Below are 26,315 nucleotides of genomic sequence, written 5' to 3' on the forward strand. Positions count from 1 at the left end.
GTTACCGGATGTACCAGTTCATGGGGCAATGAAGTTTACGTTGGTCTTTACCATGGTAATTACGCTTGTAATTGGTCTTTATCCAACGCCTCTTGCTCAGATGGCAATAGCTGCTGCTCAAAGCCTATTTCAGTAGGGGATAGGGTTCTATAGAAAAGTCTGTACTTATCAAAGGGGTTTTTCAGTTTACTGAGAAGCCCTTTTGTCGTCTAAATATTTGCAATTTTTAACGATTGGATATTGCAATTTATTGAAAAATACTTTAAAATGAATTAATTAGATGGTATGATGGTCTGACCACAAATTTGCAATTACTTAAGATGGAAATATTTAAGGAGGAAGGTTCAAAATGGGAGTTGACCAAACCACTGAATTATTTGAAAAATTTCAAGCAAGAGTAGAAGTGTTATCTGGAGAGTGTTTTCGTGTTAAGACTGCAAAAGAAGCAGGAGAACTTGCTTGCAAAGTGATGAAAGAAAAAGGGATTGAAAATGTAGCACTCTTGAATTCTTCAATCTCTCTAAGGGGAGAGTTTGCTAAACAAATAGGCGAAGCAGGTATAACCGTTTATACAGATCGTTTTAGAGAAGTCACACCGGACGCGCATGCGGGGATAACACAAGTTGACTATGCTATTGCTGAATTTGGAACGCTTGTTCAGGCTAGGGAAGATGCAAGTGTTGATGATCGTCTATGCTCAACTCTTATTCCCATTCACATAGCTTTGGTTTCGACGTCTACCATGATGGCTACTTTAGCGGAAGCTATGACAACAATTCATCAACTTCCTCAAATTCCCGGATTTGTGGGTTTTATCACAGGTCCCAGCAGAACTTCGGATATTGAACGCGTCCTGACAGTTGGGGTTCATGGCCCGAAACAACTTATAGTAATCTTTGTTGATGAACAAGTAGAGGGAGTGGCTTAAATGGACAAAGATTTTAAAACAAAAATTTCAAAAGCTCTGGGAGATGACGTTTTACGTGGTGCTTTAGGTCGTTTTGGCGATGCCTATATTTTAGCTCGTGCTAAAGCGTATGAGGGTTATGACTTTGATGCACTCAGTGAAAACATTGTGCAAGTTAAGTCTTATGCGGCAAACCATATCGATGAAATGATGGATCAATTCGAAAAAGCAGCAACGGCAAGAGGAGCTAAGGTTTATCGTGCAGCTACTGCAACCGATGCCAAGAAATATGTCAGTGACTTAGTTAAGAAAAAGGGAATTAAACGAATTGTAAAATCTAAATCAATGGTCTCTGAAGAGATTTTATTAAATGACGATTTGATTGCCGATGGAATTGACGTCCAAGAAACAGACTTAGGCGAATGGATTGTACAACTCGCTGGACAACATCCGTCTCACATGGTTTTGCCAGCAATCCATATGACAAAAGAAGAAGTCGCCACGACATTTAGCGGTCATTTAAAACGGGTTGAGCAACCAGTTATTGCCGAACTTGTTAAAACCGCCAGAGTAGAACTTCGTAAGAAGTTTCTAGAAGCTGAAATGGGCATTTCAGGAGCTAACATTGCCGTTGCTGAAACTGGGACACTGATGATGCTGACAAATGAAGGGAACGGACGGCTTACAAATACCTTACCCCCTACTCAAGTCTTCTTAGTAGGTATGGAAAAATTCGTTCCGAAGTTTGAAGATGCACAACACATCATACAGGCGCTTCCAAAGAGTGCAACTGGTCAGCTGATTACTAGTTATGTAACTATGATAACTGGACCTACCCCAGCCTACTATGCTGATGGTACGATTAAGGATAAGGACTTTCACATCGTCATCATTGACAATGGTCGTAGGAAGATGTTTAACGACGAAAAGTTTAAAAAGACCTTCCAGTGTGTTCGATGTGCCTCTTGTCTCAATGTATGCCCTGCGTTCCAACTCTTGGGTGGGCACGTCTATGGACATATTTATACCGGTGGCATTGGAACCATCTTAACCAACTTTGTAAATTCAGAAAGAGACGCTAAAAATCCGCAAAATCTATGTCTACAATGTGGAAAGTGTACGGAAGTATGTCCTGGAAAGTTAGATATTCCTCAGATGATTTTAGAACTGCGTAATCGGATGGGGGAAAAGGATGGAATCGGAGCAGTCCCGAAATTCGCCTTGGATGTAGTATCGAATCGGCGCCTGTTTCATTCAATGTTACGTGTTGCTTCACTTGCCCAATTACCGTTCTCCAAAGGGCAACCTGTTATTCGGCATTTACCTATGTTTCTCTCCGGACTTACAGAACAGAAAAGTCTACCGACGGTTGCTAAGGTTCCCTTCCGTGATGTAATCAAAAAGGTCAAGCAAGAGGTTAAAAATCCAAAAGGTAAGGTTGCCCTTTATGCTGGTTGCCTGATTGACTTTGTCTATCCAAAAATTGGAGAAGGGATTATTGCTGGACTGAATGAAAAAGGGTATGAAGTCGTATTCCCGGATGGACAATCTTGTTGCGGTGCTCCTGCAACGTACATGGGTGATCGTAAAAATGCACGTAAGTGTGCAGTCATGAATATCGAAGCGCTGGAAGCCGAAAAGGTTGATTATGTTGTAAGTGGATGTCCAACCTGTACCCATGCTTTAATCGACAGTTTCAAAGAACTCGTCGAAGATGATCCAGCCTTATTAGCCCGCGCTGAAGAGCTGAGCAGAAAATCTAGAGACTTCTCCAAATTGTTATTTGACTTAGGCGGATTGCCTGCAGGTGGAGACGGCGTACCGATGAAAATAACGTATCATGATTCTTGTCACCTGAAACGGTCTATGGGAGTTTTCGCTGAACCTCGTAAAATATTGACAGATACAGCAGGGGTCGAGCTAATTGAAATGAAAGAATCCGATCGGTGCTGTGGTTTCGCCGGCTCTTATTCGATAAAGTTCCCTGAAATATCGGGACCAATCTTGGATCGGAAAATGAAAAACATTGAAGAGACAGGTGCAGATTTCGTGGTTGTGGATTGCCCAGGATGTTTAATGCAAATTGGTGGCGGCTTAGATAAGAAAAACCCAAAAATCAAAGTAATTCACACAGCTGAGCTTCTTTTAGAAAAACGGAAAAACTCAAAGAAAAAGAATAAGAAGTAGTCAGAGGACAATATTACAATATTAGTGGAAAAGTTCTGTTTTTCACCCAAGGATTTTTTAATGGTAGCCAAGAAGTATACTAGTAGAAGCAGACATCTTTTTTATCCGAAAGTAGTAAGGCAATCGTTGCCTCGAAAGCGAGCGAAATCGCGTAAAGGAGAAAAGGTGTAGGCGTGGGAGGAGAAGGAATGCCAGGAAGCAATTCCTTTAGCCTCACAAAGGAAAGTAATGACCCACCTAATGTGTCTGCAGCTCATTACGGAGGGATGGTCTCAGTATTGCACCTCTGTGATCAGAGCGGGTCGTTGCGAGACTGAGAACTTTAAGGAGCTTCGAGGGATGACTATCCCTTGAGGCTCCATTTTCAATAATTGTTGAATAAATGAATATATTTTATATAAAAGGGAATATAAATGTTTAATGGAACATCTCAAACACTAGGAGGAAATCGCAAGGAAAAGGAGAATAATATAAAATAGAACCGGAACAAGCAATCGTTCTGTGTTTCAGACCTCGATTAGGAGGACACAACATTGATCCAAGCCATTCTCTTTGACCTTGAGGATACACTCATAAATATTGATGCGATCGCTTTCATGCGCAATTATCTTGGAATCCTGGCCCCGCGCTTTGCTCATCTGCTTTCACCTGATAAATTTTCAAAACAATTTTCAAAATCGTTGGAAGTTGCGCGAAGTGAACCTAAACCTGGGCAGACAAATATACAGAGCTTCTATGACGATTTCAGTAAGGCTACAGGGCAATCTATTCAAACACTGCAGCCAATTTTTGAGGAGTTTTATGAATCCGATTTTCCGGCTTTACGGTGTCTGGTTCAGGCTATTCCTCAAGGAGTTAAGGTGGTTGAATATGCCATTCAACAGGGGTTTTTAACCGCTGTTGCCTCCAATGCAATACTCCCGTTAAATGCTATGCAGGAACATATAAGCTGGGCTGGGCTCACTCCTGAACATTTTAAGATCATTCCTTCCTTAGATAATTTCCATTTCTTTAAACCTCACCTAGGATTTTTTAGAGAAGTTGCGGAAAGTCTTGGAGTTAAACCTGATAATTGTTTAATTGTCAGTGGGCACACGCAAGACTTGGTTTGTCGAGAACTAGGGATGAAGACGTTTTTCGTTGGATCCATAGGATTAGAAGAGACTGATTACGCAGGCAATCTTGACGATCTTTTCCGGTTAATTGGGCAAGGGAATTTGTAATTTGCTGGAAAGAGGGGAGATATGGGTGGGAATAATTTGCCAGCCCATACTTAAAACAATAGAAAACCAGGATATCCCAGTGCCCTCAGAGCGTATGGGTCATTTGTTCTGTGAATTTCTTGGCCGATATAACGAATGGAAAGCTGCTAAAGTTCAGGAAATGATCTGGATCTTTATCCTATTATTTCTTGGGATATGTATTATTTTACTCCCGTGGTTTTTGCTTGGGAGAGGGTTAGTTATGAGTGTAGTCATGTTGGTTATTTTCTATTTTGCCTCACGCCACTATTTAGAATTAAATGAACAAGTGAGTCACTTATTTGTGAATGTACATATTTTGCACCATCATTTGACGGGTAAACTTGAGGTTGGCTTTTGCGAACACTTGGAGCCTTGCCAATGTGCTGAGAATTTTCGTCGCTATGTTATTATGAATTACAATATTTCATTTTACAATCCATCGTTGAGGTGATATTATGATGGGATTTGTTGATGGATAAATTTGCTATAGTCTCGAAGAGATGTTATAATTCATACTAATTTAAATTCATTAAATTTTAGGAGGAGTTCTTATGAAAAAGTATGTTTGTTCCGCTTGTGGCTATGTTTATGATCCTGCAGTTGGAGATCCTGACTCTGGTGTTGCACCAGGTACAGCGTTTGAGGATATTCCGGCTGATTGGGTCTGCCCAGTTTGTGGAGTAGGTAAAGATGAGTTTGAAGCTGAGTAACTGAAAAGTGCTTGTATCATGGGAAACTAAAAGGGAAAAGCGAACAATCGCTTTTCCCTTTTAGTTTTATTTTTCAACTTGTAGTGGCAATTCTCGAATTGCCCTCGTTTCTTCAGTGAGGGATATGAGAGACAAGCAATTCAGTGAATTGACATTACTGGTTATTATAGATGAAAGGGGGAAAGGGTAATTGATGAATTACCCTTACAGTTCCATAATAGCTGCCTCATCCCGATCAAGTTTTGTCATGCATGCTTTTAAACGCGTTCGCAAAAGGGAATCGCTTGTGGCCTCTCTCATCTGGCGCAAGAGATCGATGGTTCGCCTAAAAACACTGATGATGTCGCCCTCATCAAGATTACATAATGATTGTATTTCGACAAACGTTGAACCTTGGCTCCAGGCGTAAGTAATCCCCGCTACGCGCGGGTCGTATCTTACTGAGTCTTCACCACAAATACTTTGGATGTACTCGCAGATTTCTTTGACTGGCGCGGTATCGAAAACTCCAGCACGCTGAAATACATCATTTTTCCGTGCTTCGAAGTCGACGCTCGACAGCAAAGCGTTAAGCTGATCGTCATCGATTTGGGCGAATATGTCAGAGTAAATAAGCTCTGTAACCAGAAGTTCTTGTACATATATACGACTAGCACAGGTACCACGAGGGAGGAGCTCATCTTCTCGCATGTAGCCTAATTGACGAAGGTGAGTTTTTTTGTATTCAAATTCAAGGAGAAACGCATTTTCCTCTGGAAGGCCCGCTAAGGCCGTTTGAAGCTCCTTGCTGCGCTGTTGTATCGCTAAGTAGCTCTTGCTATGTTCCTTGCAGCTATCTTGGCGTGCTGACGGGCAACTCTTTGGTGTCAGCGATAACAGTTTATCCCAAGCCTTGATTTTTCGAGCCATCTCTCGTCCGTAAACGCGAGTTTGCTTGCGAGGTCCTAAAGCCTTATAGGTTTTCTTTAGCTTTTCAAATTCTTTGCGCTTGGGGTGGTGTTTCAAAGGACAGGTAAACGTTCCAACCGCTTCGCAGAGGTGATGTTGTGCTCCTTCGAGTTGTTGCTCGATTCCCGCCAATTCAGCGTGAAGTTGCTTGGAACTTAAATGGTAACTATAGGCGGCAAAACTTTTTTGGAAGTAAGTTTCAATCTGGCTTTGCGTAAGAGTTGCTGTAAGGTTGAGAACGGTATTGTAGGTAAGTCTAAATTGGCTGGTAAGTGGTTCAAGCCGATTTAACTGGAATTTAGGGGGTGGACTTTTTTCCATATAGGCTAAGTCTACGACAGCAAAAGAATACCCTTTTTCATCAAGACCCCTTCGCCCTGCGCGACCGGACATTTGGAAAAATTCGTGGTTAGCAAGTGCGCGGAAATTGTGTCCATCATATTTGCTCAGGGAGTCGAAACAAACTGCTTTGACGGGATAGTTAATTCCAACACTAAAGGTTTCAGTGCAGTAGAGCACTTTGATTAAGCGTTCTAGGAAGAGTTCTTCAACCACGACTTTTTGGGAAGGAAGCAAACCTGCATGATGATAAGCAATCCCTTTTGAACACAAACGCTTAAGCTGACGAGTAGACGATGACCAATCGATTTCAGGACCAAAGAGCATAAGGAATTTATTTTCAACAATACGGCGTTCTGGAGAGTTTAAATAATTGGCAATCGTCGATAATTCCATGGCTTTTATAGCACATTGTTTTCGACTGAAAACGAAGAAAAGTGCTGGAAGATGTTCGCGTTGAATTGTACGTACAAGATCTAGGTGAGTGGTTGGTCCAAAAGGATTATCATCGTTAATACGATCTTTGAGTTTCTGGCGATAATAATGCCAGAGTTGATCATAATCGACAAGCCCGGTGTCTTTAGTGTAGTAATAGTATTCTAACGGAACAACTCGCTTGGATTCTTCGATGAGAGCGACATCTTCATGCCGTATGGATTTGATCCAATCCACTAAGTGTTGGGCGTTAGCGATGGTCGCACTTAAACCCAGAAGTTTCATTTTCGCGGGTGCAAGAATAATAGACTCTTCCCATACTGTTCCGCGTTCCTCGTCATTCAGCCAGTGGATCTCATCAAAAATAATATGAGAGACAAACTCAAGATTAGGATCTTCTGTGATGACTTGGTTGCGAAAGACTTCTGTAGTCATTATAAGAAGTGGAGCAGTAGGATTAAGGACTACATCCCCGGTCATAATACCGACTGCCTCTTCTCCAAACTGTGCTTTGAAGTCTCTGTATTTTTGATTACTTAACGCTTTGATAGGCGCTGTATAGATAACTCTTAGATGTTCATTCATAGCCTTTTCAATCAAATAATCAGCAACAAGAGTCTTACCTGTCCCGGTAGGAGCAGCAACAATGACGGATTTTCCAGCATCAATGGCATCTAGTGCCTCTTCTTGAAAAGGGTCAAGGGTAAATTGATGATAGGTGCGTTTAGACATGTGAGTCAGCTCGTTTCTGATTTCATTTTACTTATATTAACAAAATGGCGAATATTGGTCAACTTTAGGCGCAGAGTGGTCTGAATGGGCACTAGAATCCATATGATGAAATAGACAAGGGCTAAGGGGGGAGCAGCGTGTCTTCTTTGCGATTAGAGATTGAGCAAGCAATGGGACTTAAGTTTCCAGAAAGAAACGGAGAATCAATAGTTCGGTTTACAGAATCGATGGAAATTCCACGTGCAGCGGAAATGTTAATGCGGGGATTATATCGTGATCCCGAACGGGTACGCCAAGGATTTAAGCTATTGCATCAAGAAACTGGATCATTGATCGATATTCTCATGCCACGGCGCTCCCGTTTACGTGAATGGGCTGATTCTCTGCCAGATCGTCCTAGAGACGCGGAATCCTTCTTAAAAGACACGACAGACCAACTCTTAATAAGAGAACAACGTTTAGCTCAGGCTGAACGAGATTTAGTAGATCAACTAAAAGAGTGTGGGCTAGAGGATATTTTCCCTATCCCGTTAGCTGCTTTTGGAATTTGTACTTATAAAGACCCTAACGTTAAACTATTTCTGAAGCCCTTAGGACGATTTGCAGAAATCCTCCAGATGAATCCTGAATCCTTGCGACAGGTTGTGCGTGTTCATTTCATATTTTTACTCCTCTTAATTGCCGGGACAGATTTAGATGGGCAAGTATATTCTAGGGGCGGAGAAGACGAGGCGATCCATTGGCTAACGAGTATATATACCCTTCGATATCTAAAAAACCAATCGTCTGAACTGATTCAGTGCTATCAAGAGTGGGTTAAAGGTTGGGGCGGTAAGTTGCCGAGTCAAAGTTTGCTTAATGATCGAACGTGTGAAAAAACGCGTGCTACTATGGTTTTCTGGCGGCGTCAGTTGAATATAAGCTGGGAAGAGTGTTGGCATATTATTAATCAACTTGAACGATCAGAAAATCTAATATAATAAGGGTCAAGGCCATTCCGCTAATTCAGAGGGCTTGATAATTTCTAACCGATCGCCGACTAGCCTTAGAACTCCGGATTTTTTCCATCCATTGATGGAGCGGTTGACACACTCTCGACTTGTCCCAATCATACTGGCTAGATCACGGTGAGTAAGTGACGCATCAACAAATATTGGTTGTCCAGGCTGGTGGGCAGGTTGGGCGAGGCGCAGGAAAAGGGCAGCAAGTATTCCTGCAGTAGATCGGTTAGTTAAGATTCTAATAAACTCTTGGGCTAGTCGTAAGCGCCGACTCAAAGTGCGAATGAGAGCCACAGAGAGCGCAGGGCTAGCTTCCAGTATGCTAGGCATTACTTCGTTATGGAGGACTAATAGTGTGCTGTCTTGAAGCACTTCAGCCGTTGCATGGTAGGAGCCGTCTTCAAGAAGTAATACTTCGGCGAAACAATCATAGGGGCCGCACCAATCGAAAATCTGTTCAGTACCCTCTGGCGTCGATTTACTGAGTTTAACTTGTCCAGAAAGTACAAAATACACGCATGATCCAATCTCCCCTTCAAAAAACAATAATTGTCCACGTCGGTAATGGCGTTCTTTTAGATGAGGGAGCAAGAGAGAGACGTCTTTAGGAGTTAAGGTCGAAAATAGAGAAAAACGGAGAAGTTCCTCAGCGTTAAGCATGGATTACACCTCATTTTATAGCAATTGTAATCTAATTATGGACGTTTTGCCCAGTATAGCATAGTATTTAATGTAGGACTTTTACGTCTGCTCGTTTTCACAGTGTGCCGAGTAATTTCAACTACATTAAATATTGGCTCTGAGGAGGAATAGTGTATGGTTGACATAGAAGTAACTCAGGTGCGCATTCAATCGACCATCAACAACCCTTTTAGAGTAGTAGCATTATTTGTAGGCATAGTATTAACGGCAATTATCGTAATAAATTCAACCTAATTGTCGAGTATTAAATTATTTAAATTTCACTTCCTTAGATTTTCCAATAGTTTTATAATAGATGTTAAAGGTCCAAAGAACAAGTAGGAAAAGAGCATCCTCTCGCAGAAGATGCTCTAATTGTTGTTAAAGCTAAATTTGCTTATCGCTTGAGTTTGCTAGTTAACTCTTGCCAGAAACGATTTGCTTCATAACCAAGTCGCCAAATGGCAATGCCTCTTAGACTATAACTTTTGACAAAACCTAAGCGAATCTTTGCTGATAGTTCACTTTCATACCATACTGTATGTCTAACTCTTCCTAGCCAATAATAAAAATATGGCTCAACTGCGGAGTCTGACCAAAGGATGCGTGCGTTGGTTCGAGCGGCCAATTCAGGAATATCCCGCATTGGGAGAATTTGAGTGGGTGCGCTGGACCAAACGTAACCATAGACTGGAATTCCTAATAGTATCTTTTCGCGAGGAATGTAGCGGATGGCATAGTCGAGCGCTTGAGTCATCCAGGGTAAACTTGCTATAGGACCAGGTGCACCGCCAGAGTAGTGCTCGTCATAGGTCATTAAGGTTATGGAATCGCAGAACCGCCCAATTCCCGCAAAGTCATAGCCTGGAGCTTCGCTCTCTGAACGTTTTGCAGGTATAGCAATGGTCAATAGTAACCCGCGTGCATGTAATGAGGTTCTAAGGGATTCTAGAAAAGATAAAAATGGAATGCGGTAGGGGGCCTCAACCCCTTCAAAATCCACCTGTACTCCTGCTATATTAGGAGGAAGTAGATGGAGCATTTGGCTTATGCAATTCCGCTGAGTAGTCGTGGATGATAAAACAGAACGCAAAGGCAGTGGATCAAAGATCTTCCCGTTAAAATTATGAAAGAGAATAAGAGGTGCTATGCCCCGCGCAGTGGCCTCTTGAAGTGCAAGTATATTAACTTGACCGCTGAATTGACCATCCGCCTGAAGCATAAATGCAAAATCAGCATAAACATCTATGTGGGAGCCTTGTTGTTGAAGTGAGTTTAATGAGCGCAAGTCGTCTTGGAAATCCTCAGATATGTATCCGAGTATCCATAATCGTTTGTCTATAAGGCGTCGTGCTGTGGGTGTCCAATGTGAAGTCAAACAGACCTCCTCCTTATGTTACAATACTCCTAGGATAGGATATGAGGTTAAAGTGTAGAAATTATATTTTTTGGAGTAGTAAAATATGGTAAGTAGAGGTGGCGCTTGGATGAATAAGGCTTTTATTAATGATTTGCAAAGGATTTATAGTTTATTGAATTACTTGGAGGAGCAAACTATAAAACGTGATTATCCTATAATATGGGAAAAAATACACGCGACAAGCTGCGCCCAAATCGGTCGTATCCTAGCACAAAAGCGGAATGTGAATATAGAACAGGCAGCCTTGGCGTGTGCCATCCATGATATGGGCCGCTGGATCTCGGGGCGACAGATTGACCATGCCCCAAAAGGAGAGGAACCTGCCCGCCTATTTTTAGCCGAGTGGAAGGGGTCTGAAGAGACAAGAGAACAGATTATTCAAGCGGTTATAAACCATTCTAAGAAAGAACAAATTGGAACCCCCCTTGAAGAACTTGTTAAAGATGCGGATATTTTAGACTGTTACTGGCATGGAGAAGAAATTGTTAAAGTACATCATATTGCTAGGTTGCAGCAGCAATTATTGGAGTTAGGAATAGGTTGATTGTAAGGAAGGGTAACTATTTATGAATAAAGTACTTCTAATTGCTACAGGTGGAACTATTGCCATGCGCAAGGATGAAGCTGGAAAAGTAGTTCCAGCTGTGAGCGGTCACGAATTAATCGAGAGCTTGCCAGAGCTGAGCCAAGAATCGGACTGGGAAATCTGTGAATTAAGCAATGTTGCAAGTTGTAATATTGACCCCCAGCATATGATGACGTTAGCGATGGAAGTTGAGCAGCGCTTTTTACGTGACCCTGTATTAAAAGGGATTATCATTACCCACGGTACGGATACGCTTGAAGAAACAGCATATTTCTTAGATGTCGCCATAAAAGATCCACGCCCGGTGATTCTAACCGCATCTCAAAGAGACGCTTCAGAGAGTGATTCAGACGGGCCACGTAATTTACATAATGCCCTGCGCATAGCTTTAGATCCGCGGGCCGTCAATCGAGGAGTGCTCATCGCGCTCAATGAAGAAATTAACTCAGCGCGTGATGTGCGCAAATTGCATACTAGTCATGTCGACGCCTTCAATTCCGGAGATATCGGAGCATTAGGAAGTATTGATACCGGGGAGGTCATTTGGCATCGCAAACCTGAACACTCCGTTAAGCTGGGAGTTCCCAAGACGTTAGCAAGTGTCTCAATATGTAAGGCTTATACGGGTATGAATGGGAATATCTTGCTAGCATTTGTTCACGACGGAACTGAGGCTTTAGTGATCGAAGCTTTTGGACGTGGTAATTTACCCCCTTCTTTGGTAGAGAAGATTGCTGAAATTATCTCTTGCGGCATTCCGGTAGTAATCACGTCCCGATGTTTGTTTGGGCGTACTGCTCCTGTCTATGGATATCCTGGTGGGGGAGCAGACCTTGAACGGGTAGGGGCTTGGTTTGCTGCGGATTTATCGACAGAAAAGGTGCGCTTGTTTTTAAGTATTGCATTAGGGCAAGGAATGGATAAAAAGGAATTGAGAAAGATGCTGGCAAATGGTGCTGTAAATATTTCTTGATATAGTCGCCAATGTAACAATAGTTCTAACTACTGCTGTTACATTAGCGATTCGGTTGATTTGTTTGAAAAAAGTATATTGAAGATGATAAAAAGTGCTCATTATCTGGAAAGTTTAGATTGCTTCTAAGCAATCGCTCTGCTATACTGACCGTGTGCTTGTTAAGACATGGGGCTAACTAAATTGGAATCCATAATACTGACCTTATTTGGTGAACGGATGAAAATTAATGGAGGATCCCACGCGTACAAGGAACACCCAATAAGGAGGAGTTATTATGGCTCAGGACAAAAATTTATCATGCCGCGATTGTAGTCAGGAATTTGTTTTCACGGCTAGCGAACAAGATTTCTATGCGGAAAAAGGTTTCGAAAATGATCCAACACGTTGCCCAGCTTGTCGTCAAGCTCGCAAGCAACAAAATGGTGGGGGCCGCAATAATTATGGCGGTGGTAGTTTCGGAAGTAGTGGTAGTCGCCCACAACGTGAAATGTTCCCTGCAGTCTGCGCAAGTTGCGGTGTTCAAACAGAAGTTCCTTTCCAACCTTCTGGTGAAAAACCTGTGTATTGCCGTGAGTGCTTCCAATCAATGCGCCGTTACTAGAACGAAATTAACAAAAGGTCAGGGTGTAACACCCTGGCTTTTTTTGGTTTTAGCAATTTTGAAATTGTGAACAATATTGACTCGTTCACTGTTCTGCCAATTTTTATCTAGGAATAAGAAAGGGGATTGGACCCTTCATGACGAAGATTCTTATTGAAAGAGGATATTCAATTATGGGGAGTGCTTAAAATGCCAAGAAAAGTTTATACCGCTGAAGGAGCAGTAGCAGTTGGTCCATACTCGCACGCAGTTGAGTCAGGTAATCAGATCTATTTTTCAGGACAAACCCCAATTGATTCCAAAACAGGAAAGTTGGTCCTTGGGGATATTGTCGCTCAAACTAAACAGTGTTTTATAAATTTATTCAATGTTTTATCCGTAACGGGTTTGACGCCAGATAATGTCATTAAAGTTAACGTTTTTCTAACAGACATGGGTAATTTCCAAGCAATGAATTCGGTATACTCAACTCAGTTTTCTTCCCCTTATCCTGCTCGCACTACTATAGGGGTAGCTTCGTTGCCACTAGGGGCACAAGTGGAAATCGAAATGATTGCCAGGAGAGACACTTCTCAACGCTTGTAACCTGAGGAAAAAGCGCCCTGATTGTTGGGTCTTTATTAGAAGGTTTTGTAGGAATTAGGAACCATTATTATGGCCTTAGTGTTAGGATATATTATTCAATTAACATTCAAAGTAGTGGAATTTGAGGTAAGCAGTGTCAAACATCGTTTCATCGACGGAGATCTAAAACTAGTAAAAGTTATTCCAAGAAAAAATCACCTGCTATTTTCTTGGAATAAAGTAATGGGACCAACAAATAGAGTAGTTCTATATGTGCTAATATTTTTCTATTGACACAGTTAGAAAAGAATAGTATTCTAAAAATGAGATGAATTCTCAGTCGTTTTTTTTAGGTATTGAGTGAGAATGGTTATCATTTTTTATAGGGGGGATGAAGGATGGAGCGCTTTTTAGGGGATTTAAAACCAGGAGAACGTGCATGCGTTGAGTGTATTCAAGGTTGCGGAGCAATTCGCCGCAGGATGATGGATATGGGTATCGTTCCTGGTGTTGAGCTAGAAGTTGTTCGTCGTGCACCCTTTGGTGGTCCACTTCAGGTTCGACTAAAAGGGTATTATTTAGCAATGCGTCGAGGGGAATGTGCTAGAATTGCTGTTACGACAGCACATCAGATAAATATAGATCCTATTGACACTACACGACATATAGAACACCCATTAGCTAGCCGATAGATTCTTAGGTGTCTATAACTAGTTTAATTATAGATCCAATCGTGAGACTCACTGCTACAAGTGGGAGTCGGACCCGTACTCCACTTCGTGGGGATAGAGTCCCCCCCGAAGTCTCGATGTTTAACTTTAGTTGAACGAGTCTACTGCCGCTTAAGACATGGTGACGAAGCATAAAATAGAGAGGCGGCTAAGTCCATGAAAATTGCTCTTGTTGGTAACCCTAATGTAGGAAAAAGTACGGTTTTTAATGTCTTAACTGGTTCTAACCAACAGGTTGGAAACTGGGCTGGTAAAACCGTTGAACGAAAGTCTGGGATAATCCAAAGGGCCACTCAGACAATAGAAATGATTGATCTACCAGGAACTTATAGTTTGACAGCTTATTCCCAAGAAGAGATTATTACACGCGAATATATTCTCCGAGAAAACCCAGATGTTGTAATGGCGATGGTTGACGCTTCGAATATTGAGAGAAATCTCTATCTTGTTCTCCAGATTCTTGAACTTGCCCCTCGTGTTGTAATAGGCTTAAATATGATGGACTTGGCACAGTCTTCCGGAATAACGATCCATTCCTCGGAGTTAGCCAAGGCATTGAATGTTCCAGTGGTCGAAATCGTTGCGGCCAAAGGAAAAGGGATCGAGGAGTTCTTAACCGAGGCTATTCGAGTGGGCATGCTGGCAGAGGATCCATTACCCGGTAAAGTTCCATATCCAGAAGATCTTGAGGTTAAGGTTCAGGATATGGAAAGACTTTTGGCAACAAACTCCTGGGCCACAAGATATCCATTGCGCTGGTTAGCCCTTAAACGTCTCGAAAGAGATCCAGAAATTGGGCAAGAGTGGAAGACAAGCGTGCCTAGACCTACACACAGTAAGGATAAAGATTCATGCTGTGAGCTTGGGGATGGCGCGAGCTACGAGCTGCAAAAAACGACAGTGCTTCCAGGTGAGGATCTATTGCAGAAATATGAGGATGAAGGGTGGAGCAAGGATCATTTTGAGATGGCCTTTGCGGATGCCAAGTATCAGTATATTTCTCAGATACTGCCGAAGTTTAGGACACATCTCAATCCCACTAAGCCTACATGGACTGATCTGATCGATGTTTGGGCTCTTTCTCCAATTTGGGGTTATCCAATTATGTTTGCGGTATTAGCCTTCGTATTTTGGGGTTCTTTTGTTGCGAGTGCGCCATTAGGTGGCGCAATCTCCCAAGGGATGGCATGGGCAGCGGAGAGAGTTGTTAGTATACTGCAATGGGCTCAAGTTCCGGACTTTGTTCTGAGTTTGGTCCGAGACGGGATCTTTGCAGGAGTTGGTGCTGTTTTAGCTTTTGTACCTCAAATTGCTATTTTTTTTGCTTTTTTTTCCCTTATGCAAGATAGTGGTTATCTAGCTCGTGCAGCTTTTTTGGGAGACCGTTTCATGCAAGTGATGGGTTTACATGGTAAATCTTTTTTTTCCTTGGTTTCCGGTTTCGGATGTAATGTTCCCGGAATTATGGCTACAAGAACCCTAGAAGATCCTAAAGACCGGTTGATAACCATGCTCTTAAATCCTTTGATTCCCTGTGTTCCGCGGTTAGGGGTCATGAGTGCTGTCGTGGCAGCATTCTTCCCAGGTTCTCGAGGGTCAGTTGTGATGCTGAGCCTTTTGATGTTGAGTATGCTCCTTGTAATGTTCTCAGCACTTTTCCTGAGAAGAGTGGTCAAGCAAACGGAACGATCTGCCTTCGTGATGGAATTACCGCTGTACCATATCCCAACATTTCGTAATATCTTATTACCTACTTGGCAGAAAACCTACTCTTTTCTCAAAAGAGCTTGGACTTTCATTTTAGTTGCTTCTATCGTGGTCTGGGTGCTGAGTTCATATCCACAAGGAGTTTCCATGGAAGCGACATGGGCAGGGAAAATGGGAGGTTGGTTAACCTTTATCGGAGAGCCTTTAGGATTTGATTGGCGGATTATGGTCGCTATTGTCTTTGGATTTGCTGCAAAAGAAACGACTTTATCGACGCTAGGCATTTTATATGGTGTCGCCGCAGATGCTTCGCAATCCATCGCCCAAGCTATGACAGGAGCGATGACCCCCTTAAACGCCTACACTTTTCTAGTAGTATATATGCTCTATATTCCCTGTCTAGCTTCAGTTGTAACAACGTATAAGGAGTCCGGGAGTCTAGGATGGACTAGTTTTGGAGTGGCTTATAACCTAATCCTTAGTTTTATCATGGGGTGGATAGTTTTTCACGGAGGACAGGTCCTCGGTTTTCATTAGAGTGAACTAGTTCCATTATAATTGAACATCGATACCGCGGTGGGGGAGTCCGCCCCCACCGTAGCAGAGCACGAAGTCCCACTTCCATTTGTAGAAGTGGGAGTTATATAATAATTGGATTAAACCCTCTGGGGGTGAATGTTTATGCTAACAAGTATTATGAGAATACTAGCACGTAAGGAATCATTATCAATGACTCAGTTAGCTCAGGAGATAGGGTGTACAATCGGGGAAATCGAAAGTGCTTTGGAACAAATGGTACACATGGGATATATTCACCGCGAACGATTGGGGCAATCATGTAGTAGTTCGAGTTGTGGAGCCGATCGCTGTGAAGGATGTGGGTTTGTATCCTCAGAATCATTCACTGTTTGGGAGCTCACAGAGCGGGGCTTAGCAATCGTGGGTTCGGAACTAAAGTGAGGTATTTTTAAATTTTAACTTTTATGATATGATGTTCTAATATTAATAGTAGTGATGCAGGGGAGAAGGGAGCTCGTGTAGTGAATGAGTAAGCCCCGTGAAGAAAAATATCAATTAATTTTAGATGCTGCCACAGAGGCGTTTGCAGAGTATGGCTATTTCTCCTGCCAAGTATCAAAAATCGCCAGATTAGCTGGAGTTGCTGATGGTACAATCTATCTTTATTTTAAGAATAAGGAAGACATCTTGGTCAGCCTTTTTTCGGAGAGGATGGGCCAATTTATTCAACGGATCCGTCACGATGTTATCCTATGTCAAACAACGCAGGAACGACTATCGACCATTGTACAGACTCACTTAAGATATATGCAGGAAAATCGTTCACTAGCCGTCGTAACTCAGATTGAAGTGAGACAGTCCGACCCTCAGATTAGAGAAGCCATTTCTGGCCCACTTAGAGAATATTTCCAATTGATTGAACAAGTGCTTGCTGAAGGAATTGAAAAACAGGAAATTGTTTTGAGTGACATAAAGGTGGGCCGGCAGATGTTCTTCGGGACATTGGATGCAGTAATTAGCGATTGGGTGATTTCGAAGAAGCCTCGTTCTTTAGTCGGAGTTGAAGATACCGTCATTGATTTGATACGTGGTGCATTTAAAATTAAAGATTAACCTCAAAAAAGGAAGGAACCACTTGTGTAATTCCTTCCTTTTCTTTGTAGAGATTCCCATGCTACTTATTAAGACAACAATGAACTCCACAATGTGTTAAAGATCGCGTAATATTTAAGGAAATGTCAAATACTATTGAGGGAAGAACTAATGGTAGGGAGATAAATTATGGATTTTGGTGGTAGAGATAAAGCAACCTACGTTAAAGAAACGTTTAATTCGATTGCAGGACATTATGATTTAATGAATAGCTTAATGAGTCTGGGAATGGATAAACACTGGCGACGGCTTGCAGTAAAACGAGTTGGTGCAAAGCCCGGTATGCATATTCTTGACGTTTGCTGTGGGACAGGGCAGCTCTCCTTGGAATTGGGCAAAGTTGTTGGATCAGAGGGCAATGTTACCGGTTTAGACTTCTCCCAAAATATGTTAGAAGTCGCTAGATATTCATTAATCCAGTCCTCAAATCCAGGTAATATTCGATTTATTCAAGGGAATGCAATGGAACTTCCGTTTCCAGATCAATCGTTTGATGGTGCAACAGTGGGTTGGGGATTACGTAATTTACCGGATTTGCGTCAGGGGATCCGAGAAATGATCCGCACGGTTAAACCTGGGGGGAAGGTCGTATCCCTAGATATGGCTAAACCATCTTTTCCTGTGTTTAAACAAGCTTATTGGGTATATTTCGAAAAACTCGTACCTTTGATGGGTAAATTATGGGCAAAGAAGGCGAGTGCGTATCAATATTTACATGACTCTGCTCGTGAATTTCCGGCTCAGGACGAACTGGTCCGAATCTTTACAGAGTGTGGGTTAATCGACTCACATTTCGATAATCTAGCGGGTGGAGTTGTTGCCATTGTAACTGGTACGAAACCTGTCGAGCAATAATATATGTTTAAAAAAGCATGCAAGATTATTATCTTGTATGCTTTTTATTATAGCTGTTTATACTATCAATGGAAAAAAAATCATCAGGAGGAGTTGACGTTATGAAAGTTCGAGATATAATGACAAGTTCAGTTGATTGGGTTACTCCAGATACCACTGTGGTTAAAATTGCACAGTTGATGAAGAAAGATGATGTAGGTTCTATACCCATATGTCAGGATAATAACTTAATTGGTATTATTACAGATCGGGACATTGTTTTGAAAGTCGTTGCAGCTGGGGGGAATACTAATAACGTATCTTGTAAGGATATTATGAGTAAGGATATTATCTCAGTGACCGCTGATCAAGATGTACATGAGGCTGCAAATATGATGTCAAAGTATCAAATCAGAAGATTACCAGTCGTAGAAAATGGAAAATTAGTGGGTATAGTTGCCATTGGTGATTTGGCTATTGAAAAGATTCATATCAACGAAGCAGGAGATGCACTTAGTGATATATCACAAGGTGCTCATCATTAATTTTTGAGGACGAAAGGGTGAGACAAATGGGTGAAATACGTGATCGTATGGACTTAGGAACTTGGGGAGCATTTCGTACAGGGTGGTGGGTCCTGCATGTTGTAGGTATTGTCGTTGTCGGTTATATTGGTTACTGGATTGCTAGGATGTAATAATCTTAACAAATTACAGTATATAAAACATATAGTAGCGTTGTGAATTTTCACAACGCTACTATATGTTTTATGATAAAATTAGGCTAAAGTATAATTATAAGGATGTGTTCGTTTTGAATATGCAACTTGGATTACGGGGTCGGGCTCAAACTACTGTAACTTCCTTTAATACGGCTAAGGCCATGGGTAGTGGCATATTAGATGTTTTCGCAACTCCCGCAATGGTGGCACTCATGGAGCAAGCTGCTGTAAATTGTCTTGAATTACCAGAAGGGCAGTCCAGTGTTGGTACCTCTCTCAATATTACGCACATTGCTGCCACTCCCTTAGGCTCTGTTGTTTCGGCAACTGCTGAACTTATTGAGATTGATCGGCGACGTTTGGTTTTTAAGGTAAGTGCATGTGATGAAGCAGGAAAGATTGGTGACGGAAAACATGAACGTTTTATAATCGATGTTGCACCTTTTCTTGCCAAAGCTCAGAGTCGCAAACAGGTATTATAGCAGTGGAAGAATTTTATACGTTAACTCAAGAAACAACTTGGGAACAAGTGATTGACAAATCTCGCTTTATTGCGATAGCAGTTCCCCTAATGTCTCTAGGAGAAATAGAAAAAGCTATGCAAGAGATCCGTGATATTTATCCTAACGCACGACACTACGTCTATGCCTATAGATTGCACGATGGATATATAGAGAAGTCTTCAGACGATGGTGAACCGCAAGGGACTGGCGGTCGCCCTATCCTTGATCTGCTCCAACATCGAAATGTTTGGAATGTTTTATTAGTTGTTGTGAGGTATTTTGGGGGGGTACTCCTTGGGACAGGAGGATTATCTCGGGCATATGGTGGAACTGCAAGGCAAGTTATCATTGAAACTGATTTGAAGAAATTGGCTCTTTATAGTGTTTTGGCATTGCGTATACCTTATGAATGGTTTGAGTCCCTAAAGTATCAGTTTGATCAACATAAATGGATCATTAGAAAAGAAGAATTTTCTGAAGTTGTTAAACTTCATGTCCATATCCCTGAACAGGAGGCTGAGGGGTTTAAGAAATGGATTGATGATTTTACCGGTAAAAAAATACATTATGAGGACTTGGGGACTGTTTGGGGGTAAAAATTAATTATTGAAAAGATAGTGAAAATTTTATTTTGAGAAAGTGAATGTAATCACTTTCTTTTATTTTGTAAAAAGTGTATAATCATAGCCAAAGGCAGCATATGCTATATCAAATATCAATGGTAGAAAACTAAAACAAATAAGTGAAAATTTAAACTGAAAGGGGCGGTATTTATGTTAGCTTGGATTCCAGTATTAATAGTTTTTGGATTTCTCGGAGGATGCGCTATTGTCATTACAACATCAAGCTATGCACTTATTAAGGATTTTCAGGAAAGCGAGGACGGTTTTTGAGGTATGATATGTCACTCAAATTTAAAAACATGAAAAACACCACTTCTTTCTGGAAATAGTGGTGTTTTTTCTGCGTTTTAAGGTGAGAAGGTTCCGAAGGTTCCCTACTCGAAGATGCTTTGATTGAGACCTGTCATTTATGTAACGAACACAACCAGCGCTGGAATCAATAAGTTTGGAAATTACATAAGACTATTGGTTTGCATAAACTTGATTATTTGACGAATCGATGTGAAAGAAGAAGGAGAAACAAAACTTCTGTCGAATCATAATTAAAGATTGTACAGAATGAAGGGGGGAACCCGTATTCTGGCATATGAGATTACAGTTTTTTGGGGAAGCATTCCATTTATAGCTTTTTTAACGTGGCGAGCTAAACTCTGGGGGTTAAACGAAAGGACCACCTTCTTAATAACGGTCTATTTGTGCGCGGATGTTATGCTTTTACCATGGGCTCTTCGCTTAGGATGGATAAGTTGGTGGATTTGGTCCATAATAGTTCTGTTTATCTCATTAGTATTATGGCCTAGAGTACTTATTGCCAAGTCAAAGGACAATGTATTGACTTCCCAAATTAATGTATATGCAGAAAACAAGAGCCAAGAAATACCTGAACAAATTGAGGAGAACGTAGTTATCGCGTTTGAATCCCAAAGTGCAGTAAATCTGGAAGAAAAAATCTTCATCTTACCCATTGAAGAACCCATTGATTTAGAATTTACAGAAATATATTCAAAGAACTTTGAACATGTGTATGCTGAATTCAAGAGTAACGAAGGAATTAGTGAACTCGTTCAACTACAGTTGAACATCGAGACTTCGATGGAGGAGTCTATCTCCACCGAAACAGGGGCCGGAGTGCCACTGCCAGTCCCACTTGTAGAAGTGGGAGGGGCACGCTTGGATGACCAAAATGAGGTCAACGTGGTTGATTCATTAATTCAAGTTGATGTGGAGAAAATAACCTGCATCTTATCTATCGATGAACTTATTGATTTGGGATTCCAAGAAAAACATTCACAGAACTTCGAACAGGCAGCATCCTATTTTTCCCAAGCTTTAGCTCAAGATCCCATACCCGATTTAGCGTTTTCTTTAATCATAGATTGCTATTGGCTTTGGAATAGTATGGGAGATCATGACTATGCTTTAACTCAATTGCAGATTTATATCCAAAAGCATGTCCCTTTATTTAATGCCGAGCTTCGTCTTCAGTTTGATACCTGGATGGTGAAAGAAGATCTCCAAATAGTTTTACCATAATAATAGGGGGCTAGATTACAAAATGACACCAACAAAGGAAATCATCGGATTGCGAATCATTAGTATTTTAGATGGAAATCAAGTGGGAGTTGTAAAAGACTTTGTTCTTAACCCGAAGGAAAAAACGTTAGACTTTTTGATTGTCGATCAACCGACTGACATTTTTGGGGCAAAGGTTATTGCTTTTGCAGATATATTGGGGCTTGGAGAGTTCGCAATCATGATTCCTCACCCTGGAGTAATTCAAGATGTCACACAAAATATTGATGCTCAGAATTTGTTAAAGCTAGATACCCATGTTCTAGGAACTAAGGTATTAACGAAAAAGGGTCAACTCATCGGAGTAGTGACAGAAATACTCATTGATGAGGAAACCGGTCGAATTGCTACATGTCTTTTTGAATCACAGGGTGAAATGCATCAAGTAGAGATAGAACAAATCATTACTTTGGGCAAAGAACTCTTAATTGTTGAGGGCTCCCCCGCCGTGCCAAACCAACAAATTATGAAACCTAAGATTGAAAATGAGATTCCAATGCCTGAAGAATCGACGCTGTTAGAAGAAACAGATGCTGCCGATGAGGTAATCGAAGAGGTAAACGTTATCGAAGAAGTACAGCCTACAGAAGGAACTGTTTCCATTGTTGAAAAGGAGACAGAGTTTAACCTTTTTGAACAACGCCAACTGCAATATTTCATAGGTAAAAAGGTGAATAAAGATATAGTTCTCGATAATGCTGAAATATTACTTGCCGGAGAACTCATTACTCCAGAAATTGTGACTTACATAACAAAGAGGACTACATTGATGGAAGTAACCTCTCATTTACAGAAAAACTAAGAAAATTGAGTAAAAAAAAACATGAAAAAAACAAGGCCACTAATAGTAGCATTACTATTACAATTATTCATTACCCTTGGATTAGGGAGTGTCGTCGCATACGGTAAAACGCATGATCGTGCACCAGCAGGTTTAATTGTTTGGGGACAGGACTATTCTGGAATGAGTAGAATTCAGGTATCCTCTCAAATAAAAGATAGAATCCCGAATTCTTTACTATTTCAAGAACAAGACTATCCTTTAAAGATGGATCGTTCATATGAGGAAATCGACAAATGGTTGGATCAAGTGTTTCAGGTGCCTACCGGTTTTTGGTTCACTGATATAATCCAGATTCTATCACTTCCCTCTAAAGTCATCCCTTCGAGTGACTTTGGACTGAATAGAGAAGATATACTTGCTCAGTTGCAAGCGTTAAGTGCAATTATTAATAAACCTATGGTTTCAGCCATGATTACGTATTCGAAGGGCCAATTAGTAAAGACCGATGGACAAGCTGGGCAAGAAGTGGATATTGAGAGAACTTGGCTGAAGATTGCAAGTGAGCATGAACAAAAACAAGTCGCACTAGTCGTAAATAATCTGCCTCCTCAGCCAGATTTAGCGGACATTTCAAGAGTAGAAGATATTATTGGAGATTACACCACGTATTTTAATTCTCTGGATGTGCCACGTACAAAAAATGTACGGTTAGCTGCTATGGCTCTAAATAATCAGCTCATTCCACCGGGTCAAATATTTTCTTTCAATGACGTTGTGGGAGAACGTACCGAGGCTTCTGGGTATTTGCCAGCATTAATTTTTGTGAATCAAACCGCAATTAAAGGTGATGGTGGAGGGATATGCCAAGATTCCAGTACCCTATATCAAGCAGTCCGCCAAGCACATTTAAGCATAGTAGAAAGGCATACTCATACCTTGCCAGTATCGTATGTATTAAAAGGCCAGGATGCGACCGTGTCTTTTGGTATACTTGATTTTCGCTTCCGCAATGATACGCAAGGATATCTCTTGATCAGTGCTCGTACGGGTTCAAATTGGCTAAGGATACAGCTGTTTGGATTAGCGGATGAACAACATCCAGTTCTTTTAAAGCCAGCGGGTTACCCGAGCCATCCAGAAGAGTGGAACAGAGATCCCAAATAGATTCGTAATGCAAGTGAAAATACGGGAGACTACTTTCACTTGCATTACGAATGGAGCAAAGGGACTCTCACAATTGATTAGAAAGTTATTGGGGCGCCTGAAGAAGACTCCCTAAAAGGAGGCTTAACCTCTTTTTAGGGAGTCTTCCAATTAAAGTAGATTTGATGGGTTATATTATCAAGCATGCACGTGAAACTGTATTATAAATACTGATAAATGAGTTTTAGTGCAACTAATAAAGACATTGTGATAAAGATGGGTTTGACGAGTTCCGCACCTCGTTGAATGGCAAGTCTCGTTCCGACGTAGGAGCCTAAAATCATGAATAAGGCCATGGGAATACCAATGGACAAGATAATCTTTCCATGCCAAGCAAATATAAGGAGAGAGGCGAAATTACTTGTGAAATTTAGGACTTTTGAATTCGCTGAGGCAACGACAAAATCAAAGCCAAAGAGAGCAATAAAAGAAAAAATGAGGAAAGATCCTGTGCCTGGGCCAAAAAATCCGTCATAAAAGCCCAAGGCTAGGGCAAACAGGCACCCTAAAACAATATTGCCAGAATTCAGTCCCTTGAAATTACTTTTCATGCCTAAGGTTTTATGGACCATAGTATAAATTCCAACAAATAAAATCAAGACTAAAACAGCTTTGCTTAAAAACTCGGAGTTGACTAAAAGTACGGACCAGGCACCAAGAAATGCTCCAACTAAAGTAAAAGGGATTTGCCACTTTACTAGAGAAAAATGCACTTTTCCGGAGCGGGCAAACGTTATGGAACTGTTTAGAGAGGCCATGGATGCTGCGAATTTATTAGTTCCAAGGGCAAGATGAGGGGGCACACCGACCAGCAGTAAGGCGGGTAGACTAATGAGCCCTCCGCCGCCAGCAATTGCGTCTACTACCGCAGCCAAAAAACCGAGTGTACAGATGATAAAAAGATTAAGCACAATGTTACCCCTCACTTATAAGACTTACTAGATTAGAGTATTATACTCCCGAATAGCATTTCCGTCATCTTTCAGACACTGGGACTGGGAAATATATTAAAAATAGTGTAGGATTAAATAGAATTTGAAAATGGTGTAATGCTTCAACTAGGAAGGAGAAACCTATAAGTCAGAAGGAGAAATTTTAGGCTAACCACGGAGGTATACCGGATTATGACAGAAATAAATGGTGATCAAACTTACGCTAACTTAATTTTTAAGGCCCTACAGAAAGAGTTCCCCGACGCGCACTGTGAGTTGGACTATCACTCTCCCTTTGAACTCCTGATTGCTACAATATTATCTGCACAATGTACCGATGAAAGAGTGAACATAGTCACGGCTTCTCTTTTTAATGAAGCGAATACGCCTGAATCTATTATAGCTTTAGGTCAATTAGGGCTGGAAAACAAAATTCGCTCACTCGGTTTATTCCATAATAAAGCTAAAAATATTATAGCGGCTTGTCGTGTTCTCGTCGAAGATTTCCAAGGACAGGTACCAGAAGAACTGGATTTATTGAGACAACTTCCCGGCGTGGGACGTAAAACAGCCAATGTAGTAGTCAGTAATGCATTTGGTATTCCAGCGCTTGCTGTTGATACACATGTTTTTCGTGTTGCTCACCGGTTAGGTATTGCTAACGGTAAAACACCTGAAAAAGTTGAACAGGAACTTATGAAGATCTTTTCTCGTGAAAATTGGACGCTAGTCCATCATCTCTTGATCTTTCAGGGAAGACGAATCTGTTTAGCTCGCAATCCGCGTTGTGAAGAATGTCCGGTCTCACACCTCTGCGTGACATATAAGGAAAAGCAGTAAAAAAATATAAGGAGGTTAAGCCTGTTGAAATACGTACGTTTTATGAACCGCGCTAACGAGATTGGGTATGGGTTTATCCAAGAGGAAAAGATACAGGTACTTGATAAAAATTTCCTTGATCCGTCAAGTAAACCAATCAATACTTGGTTATCCTTAGATGAAGTGACTCTGTTAGCTCCGGTCCAGCCCAGCAAAGTAATTTGTGTCGGACTTAATTATGCCTTGCACATCAAAGAGATGAACCATTCCTTGCCTGAAGAGCCTGTGATATTCATGAAGCCAGCATCTTGTGTTATCGGCCCAGAAGAGGAGATTATCTATCCCAAAATCAGTCAGCGTGTAGATTATGAAGCAGAACTTGCCGTAGTTATCGGAACAACCATCAAAGACGTTACTGAAGTAGAGGCTGCTAAGGGGATTTTCGGGTTTACGTGCGCTAACGACGTAACTGCTAGAGATCTGCAAAAAAAAGATGGTCAATGGACCCGTGGAAAATCATTTGATACCTTTTGCCCGATCGGTCCGTGGATCGTTACCGATATTGATCCTAACGACTTAGACATTCAACTTCTGCTCAATGGTGTCATTATGCAGTCTTCCAATACCCGAAATTTCATAACCCCAGTGTCCAAACTAGTGAGCTTTATCTCTCAGGTTATGACACTTGTCCCTGGGGATGTAGTGCTGACAGGGACACCGGAAGGGGTTGGGCCGATGAAACCAGGGGACGAGGTTATAGTCCAGATTAAAACTATTGGACAATTGCGCAATACATTAAAGTGAAGTTTTAGCAAGAACTCTGAGAAGCTACAAGCTTGCATCTTTATCTGAAGTAATAGAACCTACATCGTTTGGGGGTACAC

General features: G+C 41.4%; 29 protein-coding genes. 25 read left to right on the plus strand and 4 right to left on the minus strand.

Annotated elements, in window-relative coordinates; genetic code table 11:
• Positions 1 to 349 precede the first annotated feature (349 nt).
• From E4K67_RS16525 to rd, 6 genes are all read left to right on the plus strand, one after another.
• Positions 350 to 928, plus strand: coding sequence for a LutC/YkgG family protein (locus E4K67_RS16525; protein ID WP_135548645.1), 579 nt, complete (start codon positions 350 to 352; stop codon positions 926 to 928).
• Positions 929 to 3,094: an L-lactate dehydrogenase (quinone) large subunit LdhH gene (gene ldhH / locus E4K67_RS16530; protein WP_135548647.1), complete on the plus strand. Its 2,166-nt coding sequence runs from the start codon at positions 929 to 931 to the stop codon at positions 3,092 to 3,094.
• A 188-nt stretch (positions 3,095 to 3,282) separates the two neighbouring features.
• Entirely contained in the window at positions 3,283 to 3,411 is a 129-nt protein-coding gene (locus E4K67_RS31135; RefSeq protein ID WP_274594887.1) for a hypothetical protein, read from the plus strand.
• 216 nt (positions 3,412 to 3,627) lie between these two features.
• A complete protein-coding gene (locus tag E4K67_RS16535; protein ID WP_135548649.1) occupies positions 3,628 to 4,317 on the plus strand; it encodes an HAD family hydrolase in 690 nt (229 codons plus the stop codon).
• A 25-nt stretch (positions 4,318 to 4,342) separates the two neighbouring features.
• Positions 4,343 to 4,789, plus strand: a complete 447-nt coding sequence (locus E4K67_RS16540; protein WP_135548651.1) for a hypothetical protein — start codon at positions 4,343 to 4,345, stop codon at positions 4,787 to 4,789.
• Positions 4,790 to 4,889: 100 nt separating this feature from the next.
• Positions 4,890 to 5,048 carry a rubredoxin gene (gene rd, locus E4K67_RS16545; RefSeq protein ID WP_135548653.1) on the plus strand — a complete coding sequence of 53 codons (159 nt, stop codon included), beginning with the start codon at positions 4,890 to 4,892 and terminating at the stop codon, positions 5,046 to 5,048.
• Positions 5,049 to 5,252: 204 nt separating this feature from the next.
• On the opposite strand, the gene E4K67_RS16550 is transcribed toward rd, so the two are convergent.
• On the minus strand, positions 5,253 to 7,502 hold the full coding sequence (locus tag E4K67_RS16550; RefSeq protein WP_135548655.1) for a DEAD/DEAH box helicase: 2,250 nt from the start codon (positions 7,500 to 7,502) through the stop codon (positions 5,253 to 5,255).
• 137 nt (positions 7,503 to 7,639) lie between these two features.
• On the opposite strand from E4K67_RS16550, the gene E4K67_RS16555 reads away from it, so the two are divergent.
• Positions 7,640 to 8,482: a hypothetical protein gene (locus E4K67_RS16555; RefSeq protein WP_199242572.1), complete on the plus strand. Its 843-nt coding sequence runs from the start codon at positions 7,640 to 7,642 to the stop codon at positions 8,480 to 8,482.
• Between the two features lie 6 nt (positions 8,483 to 8,488).
• Here E4K67_RS16555 and E4K67_RS16560 read toward each other — a convergent pair whose 3' ends face one another.
• Positions 8,489 to 9,163, minus strand: a complete 675-nt coding sequence (locus E4K67_RS16560; protein ID WP_135548657.1) for a Crp/Fnr family transcriptional regulator — start codon at positions 9,161 to 9,163, stop codon at positions 8,489 to 8,491.
• A gap of 418 nt (positions 9,164 to 9,581) precedes the next feature.
• Positions 9,582 to 10,562 carry a glycosyl hydrolase family 18 protein gene (locus tag E4K67_RS16565; protein ID WP_135548659.1) on the minus strand — a complete coding sequence of 327 codons (981 nt, stop codon included), beginning with the start codon at positions 10,560 to 10,562 and terminating at the stop codon, positions 9,582 to 9,584.
• A 109-nt stretch (positions 10,563 to 10,671) separates the two neighbouring features.
• Between E4K67_RS16565 and E4K67_RS16570 the strand changes: the two genes are divergently transcribed.
• The 16 genes from E4K67_RS16570 to E4K67_RS16640 all read left to right on the plus strand — a co-directional run bounded on the left by E4K67_RS16570 (position 10,672) and on the right by E4K67_RS16640 (position 23,641).
• Positions 10,672 to 11,148, plus strand: coding sequence for an HD domain-containing protein (locus E4K67_RS16570; protein WP_135548661.1), 477 nt, complete (start codon positions 10,672 to 10,674; stop codon positions 11,146 to 11,148).
• A gap of 22 nt (positions 11,149 to 11,170) precedes the next feature.
• Positions 11,171 to 12,163 carry an asparaginase gene (locus tag E4K67_RS16575; RefSeq protein ID WP_135548663.1) on the plus strand — a complete coding sequence of 331 codons (993 nt, stop codon included), beginning with the start codon at positions 11,171 to 11,173 and terminating at the stop codon, positions 12,161 to 12,163.
• A 277-nt stretch (positions 12,164 to 12,440) separates the two neighbouring features.
• Positions 12,441 to 12,767 (plus strand): zinc-ribbon domain containing protein, encoded by a 327-nt coding sequence (locus E4K67_RS16580; protein WP_135548664.1) that lies wholly within the window; start codon positions 12,441 to 12,443, stop codon positions 12,765 to 12,767.
• A gap of 189 nt (positions 12,768 to 12,956) precedes the next feature.
• Positions 12,957 to 13,352, plus strand: coding sequence for a RidA family protein (locus E4K67_RS16585; RefSeq protein WP_135548666.1), 396 nt, complete (start codon positions 12,957 to 12,959; stop codon positions 13,350 to 13,352).
• 377 nt (positions 13,353 to 13,729) lie between these two features.
• Positions 13,730 to 14,023 (plus strand): FeoA family protein, encoded by a 294-nt coding sequence (locus E4K67_RS16590; RefSeq protein WP_135548668.1) that lies wholly within the window; start codon positions 13,730 to 13,732, stop codon positions 14,021 to 14,023.
• A gap of 195 nt (positions 14,024 to 14,218) precedes the next feature.
• On the plus strand, positions 14,219 to 16,306 hold the full coding sequence (gene feoB / locus E4K67_RS16595; protein ID WP_135548670.1) for a ferrous iron transport protein B: 2,088 nt from the start codon (positions 14,219 to 14,221) through the stop codon (positions 16,304 to 16,306).
• A 144-nt stretch (positions 16,307 to 16,450) separates the two neighbouring features.
• Complete coding sequence (locus E4K67_RS16600; RefSeq protein ID WP_135548672.1) at positions 16,451 to 16,729, plus strand: FeoC-like transcriptional regulator; 279 nt, start codon at positions 16,451 to 16,453, stop codon at positions 16,727 to 16,729.
• An 84-nt stretch (positions 16,730 to 16,813) separates the two neighbouring features.
• On the plus strand, positions 16,814 to 17,401 hold the full coding sequence (locus tag E4K67_RS16605) for a TetR/AcrR family transcriptional regulator (protein WP_135548674.1): 588 nt from the start codon (positions 16,814 to 16,816) through the stop codon (positions 17,399 to 17,401).
• 168 nt (positions 17,402 to 17,569) lie between these two features.
• Entirely contained in the window at positions 17,570 to 18,295 is a 726-nt protein-coding gene (locus E4K67_RS16610) for a demethylmenaquinone methyltransferase (RefSeq protein ID WP_135548676.1), read from the plus strand.
• 101 nt (positions 18,296 to 18,396) lie between these two features.
• Positions 18,397 to 18,819 carry a CBS domain-containing protein gene (locus tag E4K67_RS16615; protein ID WP_135548678.1) on the plus strand — a complete coding sequence of 141 codons (423 nt, stop codon included), beginning with the start codon at positions 18,397 to 18,399 and terminating at the stop codon, positions 18,817 to 18,819.
• Between the two features lie 26 nt (positions 18,820 to 18,845).
• Positions 18,846 to 18,971 carry a hypothetical protein gene (locus tag E4K67_RS31140; RefSeq protein WP_274594889.1) on the plus strand — a complete coding sequence of 42 codons (126 nt, stop codon included), beginning with the start codon at positions 18,846 to 18,848 and terminating at the stop codon, positions 18,969 to 18,971.
• 122 nt (positions 18,972 to 19,093) lie between these two features.
• Complete coding sequence (locus E4K67_RS16620) at positions 19,094 to 19,477, plus strand: thioesterase family protein (RefSeq protein WP_420841561.1); 384 nt, start codon at positions 19,094 to 19,096, stop codon at positions 19,475 to 19,477.
• Positions 19,478 to 19,479: 2 nt separating this feature from the next.
• Complete coding sequence (locus E4K67_RS16625) at positions 19,480 to 20,094, plus strand: IMPACT family protein (RefSeq protein WP_135548682.1); 615 nt, start codon at positions 19,480 to 19,482, stop codon at positions 20,092 to 20,094.
• 585 nt (positions 20,095 to 20,679) lie between these two features.
• Positions 20,680 to 21,654: a hypothetical protein gene (locus tag E4K67_RS16630; protein ID WP_206752209.1), complete on the plus strand. Its 975-nt coding sequence runs from the start codon at positions 20,680 to 20,682 to the stop codon at positions 21,652 to 21,654.
• A 22-nt stretch (positions 21,655 to 21,676) separates the two neighbouring features.
• Complete coding sequence (locus E4K67_RS16635) at positions 21,677 to 22,495, plus strand: PRC-barrel domain-containing protein (RefSeq protein ID WP_135548687.1); 819 nt, start codon at positions 21,677 to 21,679, stop codon at positions 22,493 to 22,495.
• A gap of 21 nt (positions 22,496 to 22,516) precedes the next feature.
• Entirely contained in the window at positions 22,517 to 23,641 is a 1,125-nt protein-coding gene (locus E4K67_RS16640; RefSeq protein WP_135548689.1) for a VanW family protein, read from the plus strand.
• A 200-nt stretch (positions 23,642 to 23,841) separates the two neighbouring features.
• Here the strand turns inward: E4K67_RS16640 and E4K67_RS16645 are convergent, their stop codons facing one another.
• A complete protein-coding gene (locus E4K67_RS16645; RefSeq protein WP_135549333.1) occupies positions 23,842 to 24,594 on the minus strand; it encodes a TSUP family transporter in 753 nt (250 codons plus the stop codon).
• Between the two features lie 210 nt (positions 24,595 to 24,804).
• Between E4K67_RS16645 and nth the strand changes: the two genes are divergently transcribed.
• Both nth and E4K67_RS16655 read left to right on the plus strand, forming a co-directional pair.
• Positions 24,805 to 25,452, plus strand: a complete 648-nt coding sequence (nth, locus tag E4K67_RS16650) for an endonuclease III (RefSeq protein WP_135548691.1) — start codon at positions 24,805 to 24,807, stop codon at positions 25,450 to 25,452.
• A 24-nt stretch (positions 25,453 to 25,476) separates the two neighbouring features.
• Positions 25,477 to 26,235 carry a fumarylacetoacetate hydrolase family protein gene (locus E4K67_RS16655; protein ID WP_135548693.1) on the plus strand — a complete coding sequence of 253 codons (759 nt, stop codon included), beginning with the start codon at positions 25,477 to 25,479 and terminating at the stop codon, positions 26,233 to 26,235.
• Positions 26,236 to 26,315: the final 80 nt, after the last annotated feature.

Origin of the sequence: Desulfosporosinus fructosivorans (genome assembly GCF_004766045.1) — a bacterium.
Taxonomy (GTDB): domain Bacteria; phylum Bacillota; class Desulfitobacteriia; order Desulfitobacteriales; family Desulfitobacteriaceae; genus Desulfosporosinus; species Desulfosporosinus fructosivorans.

What these genes read in the sequence shown, in the direction of transcription:
- E4K67_RS16525 (WP_135548645.1), top strand. Translation starts at nt 350, where the DNA reads ATGGGAGTTGACCAAACCACTGAATTATTTGAAAAATTTCAAGCAAGA.
- ldhH (WP_135548647.1), top strand. Translation starts at nt 929, where the DNA reads ATGGACAAAGATTTTAAAACAAAAATTTCAAAAGCTCTGGGAGATGAC.
- E4K67_RS31135 (WP_274594887.1), top strand. Translation starts at nt 3,283, where the DNA reads ATGCCAGGAAGCAATTCCTTTAGCCTCACAAAGGAAAGTAATGACCCA.
- rd (WP_135548653.1), top strand. Translation starts at nt 4,890, where the DNA reads ATGAAAAAGTATGTTTGTTCCGCTTGTGGCTATGTTTATGATCCTGCA.
- E4K67_RS16550 (WP_135548655.1), bottom strand. Translation starts at nt 7,502, where the DNA reads ATGTCTAAACGCACCTATCATCAATTTACCCTTGACCCTTTTCAAGAA.
- E4K67_RS16560 (WP_135548657.1), bottom strand. Translation starts at nt 9,163, where the DNA reads ATGCTTAACGCTGAGGAACTTCTCCGTTTTTCTCTATTTTCGACCTTA.
- E4K67_RS16570 (WP_135548661.1), top strand. Translation starts at nt 10,672, where the DNA reads ATGAATAAGGCTTTTATTAATGATTTGCAAAGGATTTATAGTTTATTG.
- E4K67_RS16575 (WP_135548663.1), top strand. Translation starts at nt 11,171, where the DNA reads ATGAATAAAGTACTTCTAATTGCTACAGGTGGAACTATTGCCATGCGC.
- E4K67_RS16580 (WP_135548664.1), top strand. Translation starts at nt 12,441, where the DNA reads ATGGCTCAGGACAAAAATTTATCATGCCGCGATTGTAGTCAGGAATTT.
- E4K67_RS16585 (WP_135548666.1), top strand. Translation starts at nt 12,957, where the DNA reads ATGCCAAGAAAAGTTTATACCGCTGAAGGAGCAGTAGCAGTTGGTCCA.
- E4K67_RS16590 (WP_135548668.1), top strand. Translation starts at nt 13,730, where the DNA reads ATGGAGCGCTTTTTAGGGGATTTAAAACCAGGAGAACGTGCATGCGTT.
- feoB (WP_135548670.1), top strand. Translation starts at nt 14,219, where the DNA reads ATGAAAATTGCTCTTGTTGGTAACCCTAATGTAGGAAAAAGTACGGTT.
- E4K67_RS16600 (WP_135548672.1), top strand. Translation starts at nt 16,451, where the DNA reads ATGCTAACAAGTATTATGAGAATACTAGCACGTAAGGAATCATTATCA.
- E4K67_RS16605 (WP_135548674.1), top strand. Translation starts at nt 16,814, where the DNA reads ATGAGTAAGCCCCGTGAAGAAAAATATCAATTAATTTTAGATGCTGCC.
- E4K67_RS16610 (WP_135548676.1), top strand. Translation starts at nt 17,570, where the DNA reads ATGGATTTTGGTGGTAGAGATAAAGCAACCTACGTTAAAGAAACGTTT.
- E4K67_RS16615 (WP_135548678.1), top strand. Translation starts at nt 18,397, where the DNA reads ATGAAAGTTCGAGATATAATGACAAGTTCAGTTGATTGGGTTACTCCA.
- E4K67_RS31140 (WP_274594889.1), top strand. Translation starts at nt 18,846, where the DNA reads ATGGGTGAAATACGTGATCGTATGGACTTAGGAACTTGGGGAGCATTT.
- E4K67_RS16620 (WP_420841561.1), top strand. Translation starts at nt 19,094, where the DNA reads ATGCAACTTGGATTACGGGGTCGGGCTCAAACTACTGTAACTTCCTTT.
- E4K67_RS16630 (WP_206752209.1), top strand. Translation starts at nt 20,680, where the DNA reads ATGAAGGGGGGAACCCGTATTCTGGCATATGAGATTACAGTTTTTTGG.
- E4K67_RS16635 (WP_135548687.1), top strand. Translation starts at nt 21,677, where the DNA reads ATGACACCAACAAAGGAAATCATCGGATTGCGAATCATTAGTATTTTA.
- E4K67_RS16640 (WP_135548689.1), top strand. Translation starts at nt 22,517, where the DNA reads ATGAAAAAAACAAGGCCACTAATAGTAGCATTACTATTACAATTATTC.
- nth (WP_135548691.1), top strand. Translation starts at nt 24,805, where the DNA reads ATGACAGAAATAAATGGTGATCAAACTTACGCTAACTTAATTTTTAAG.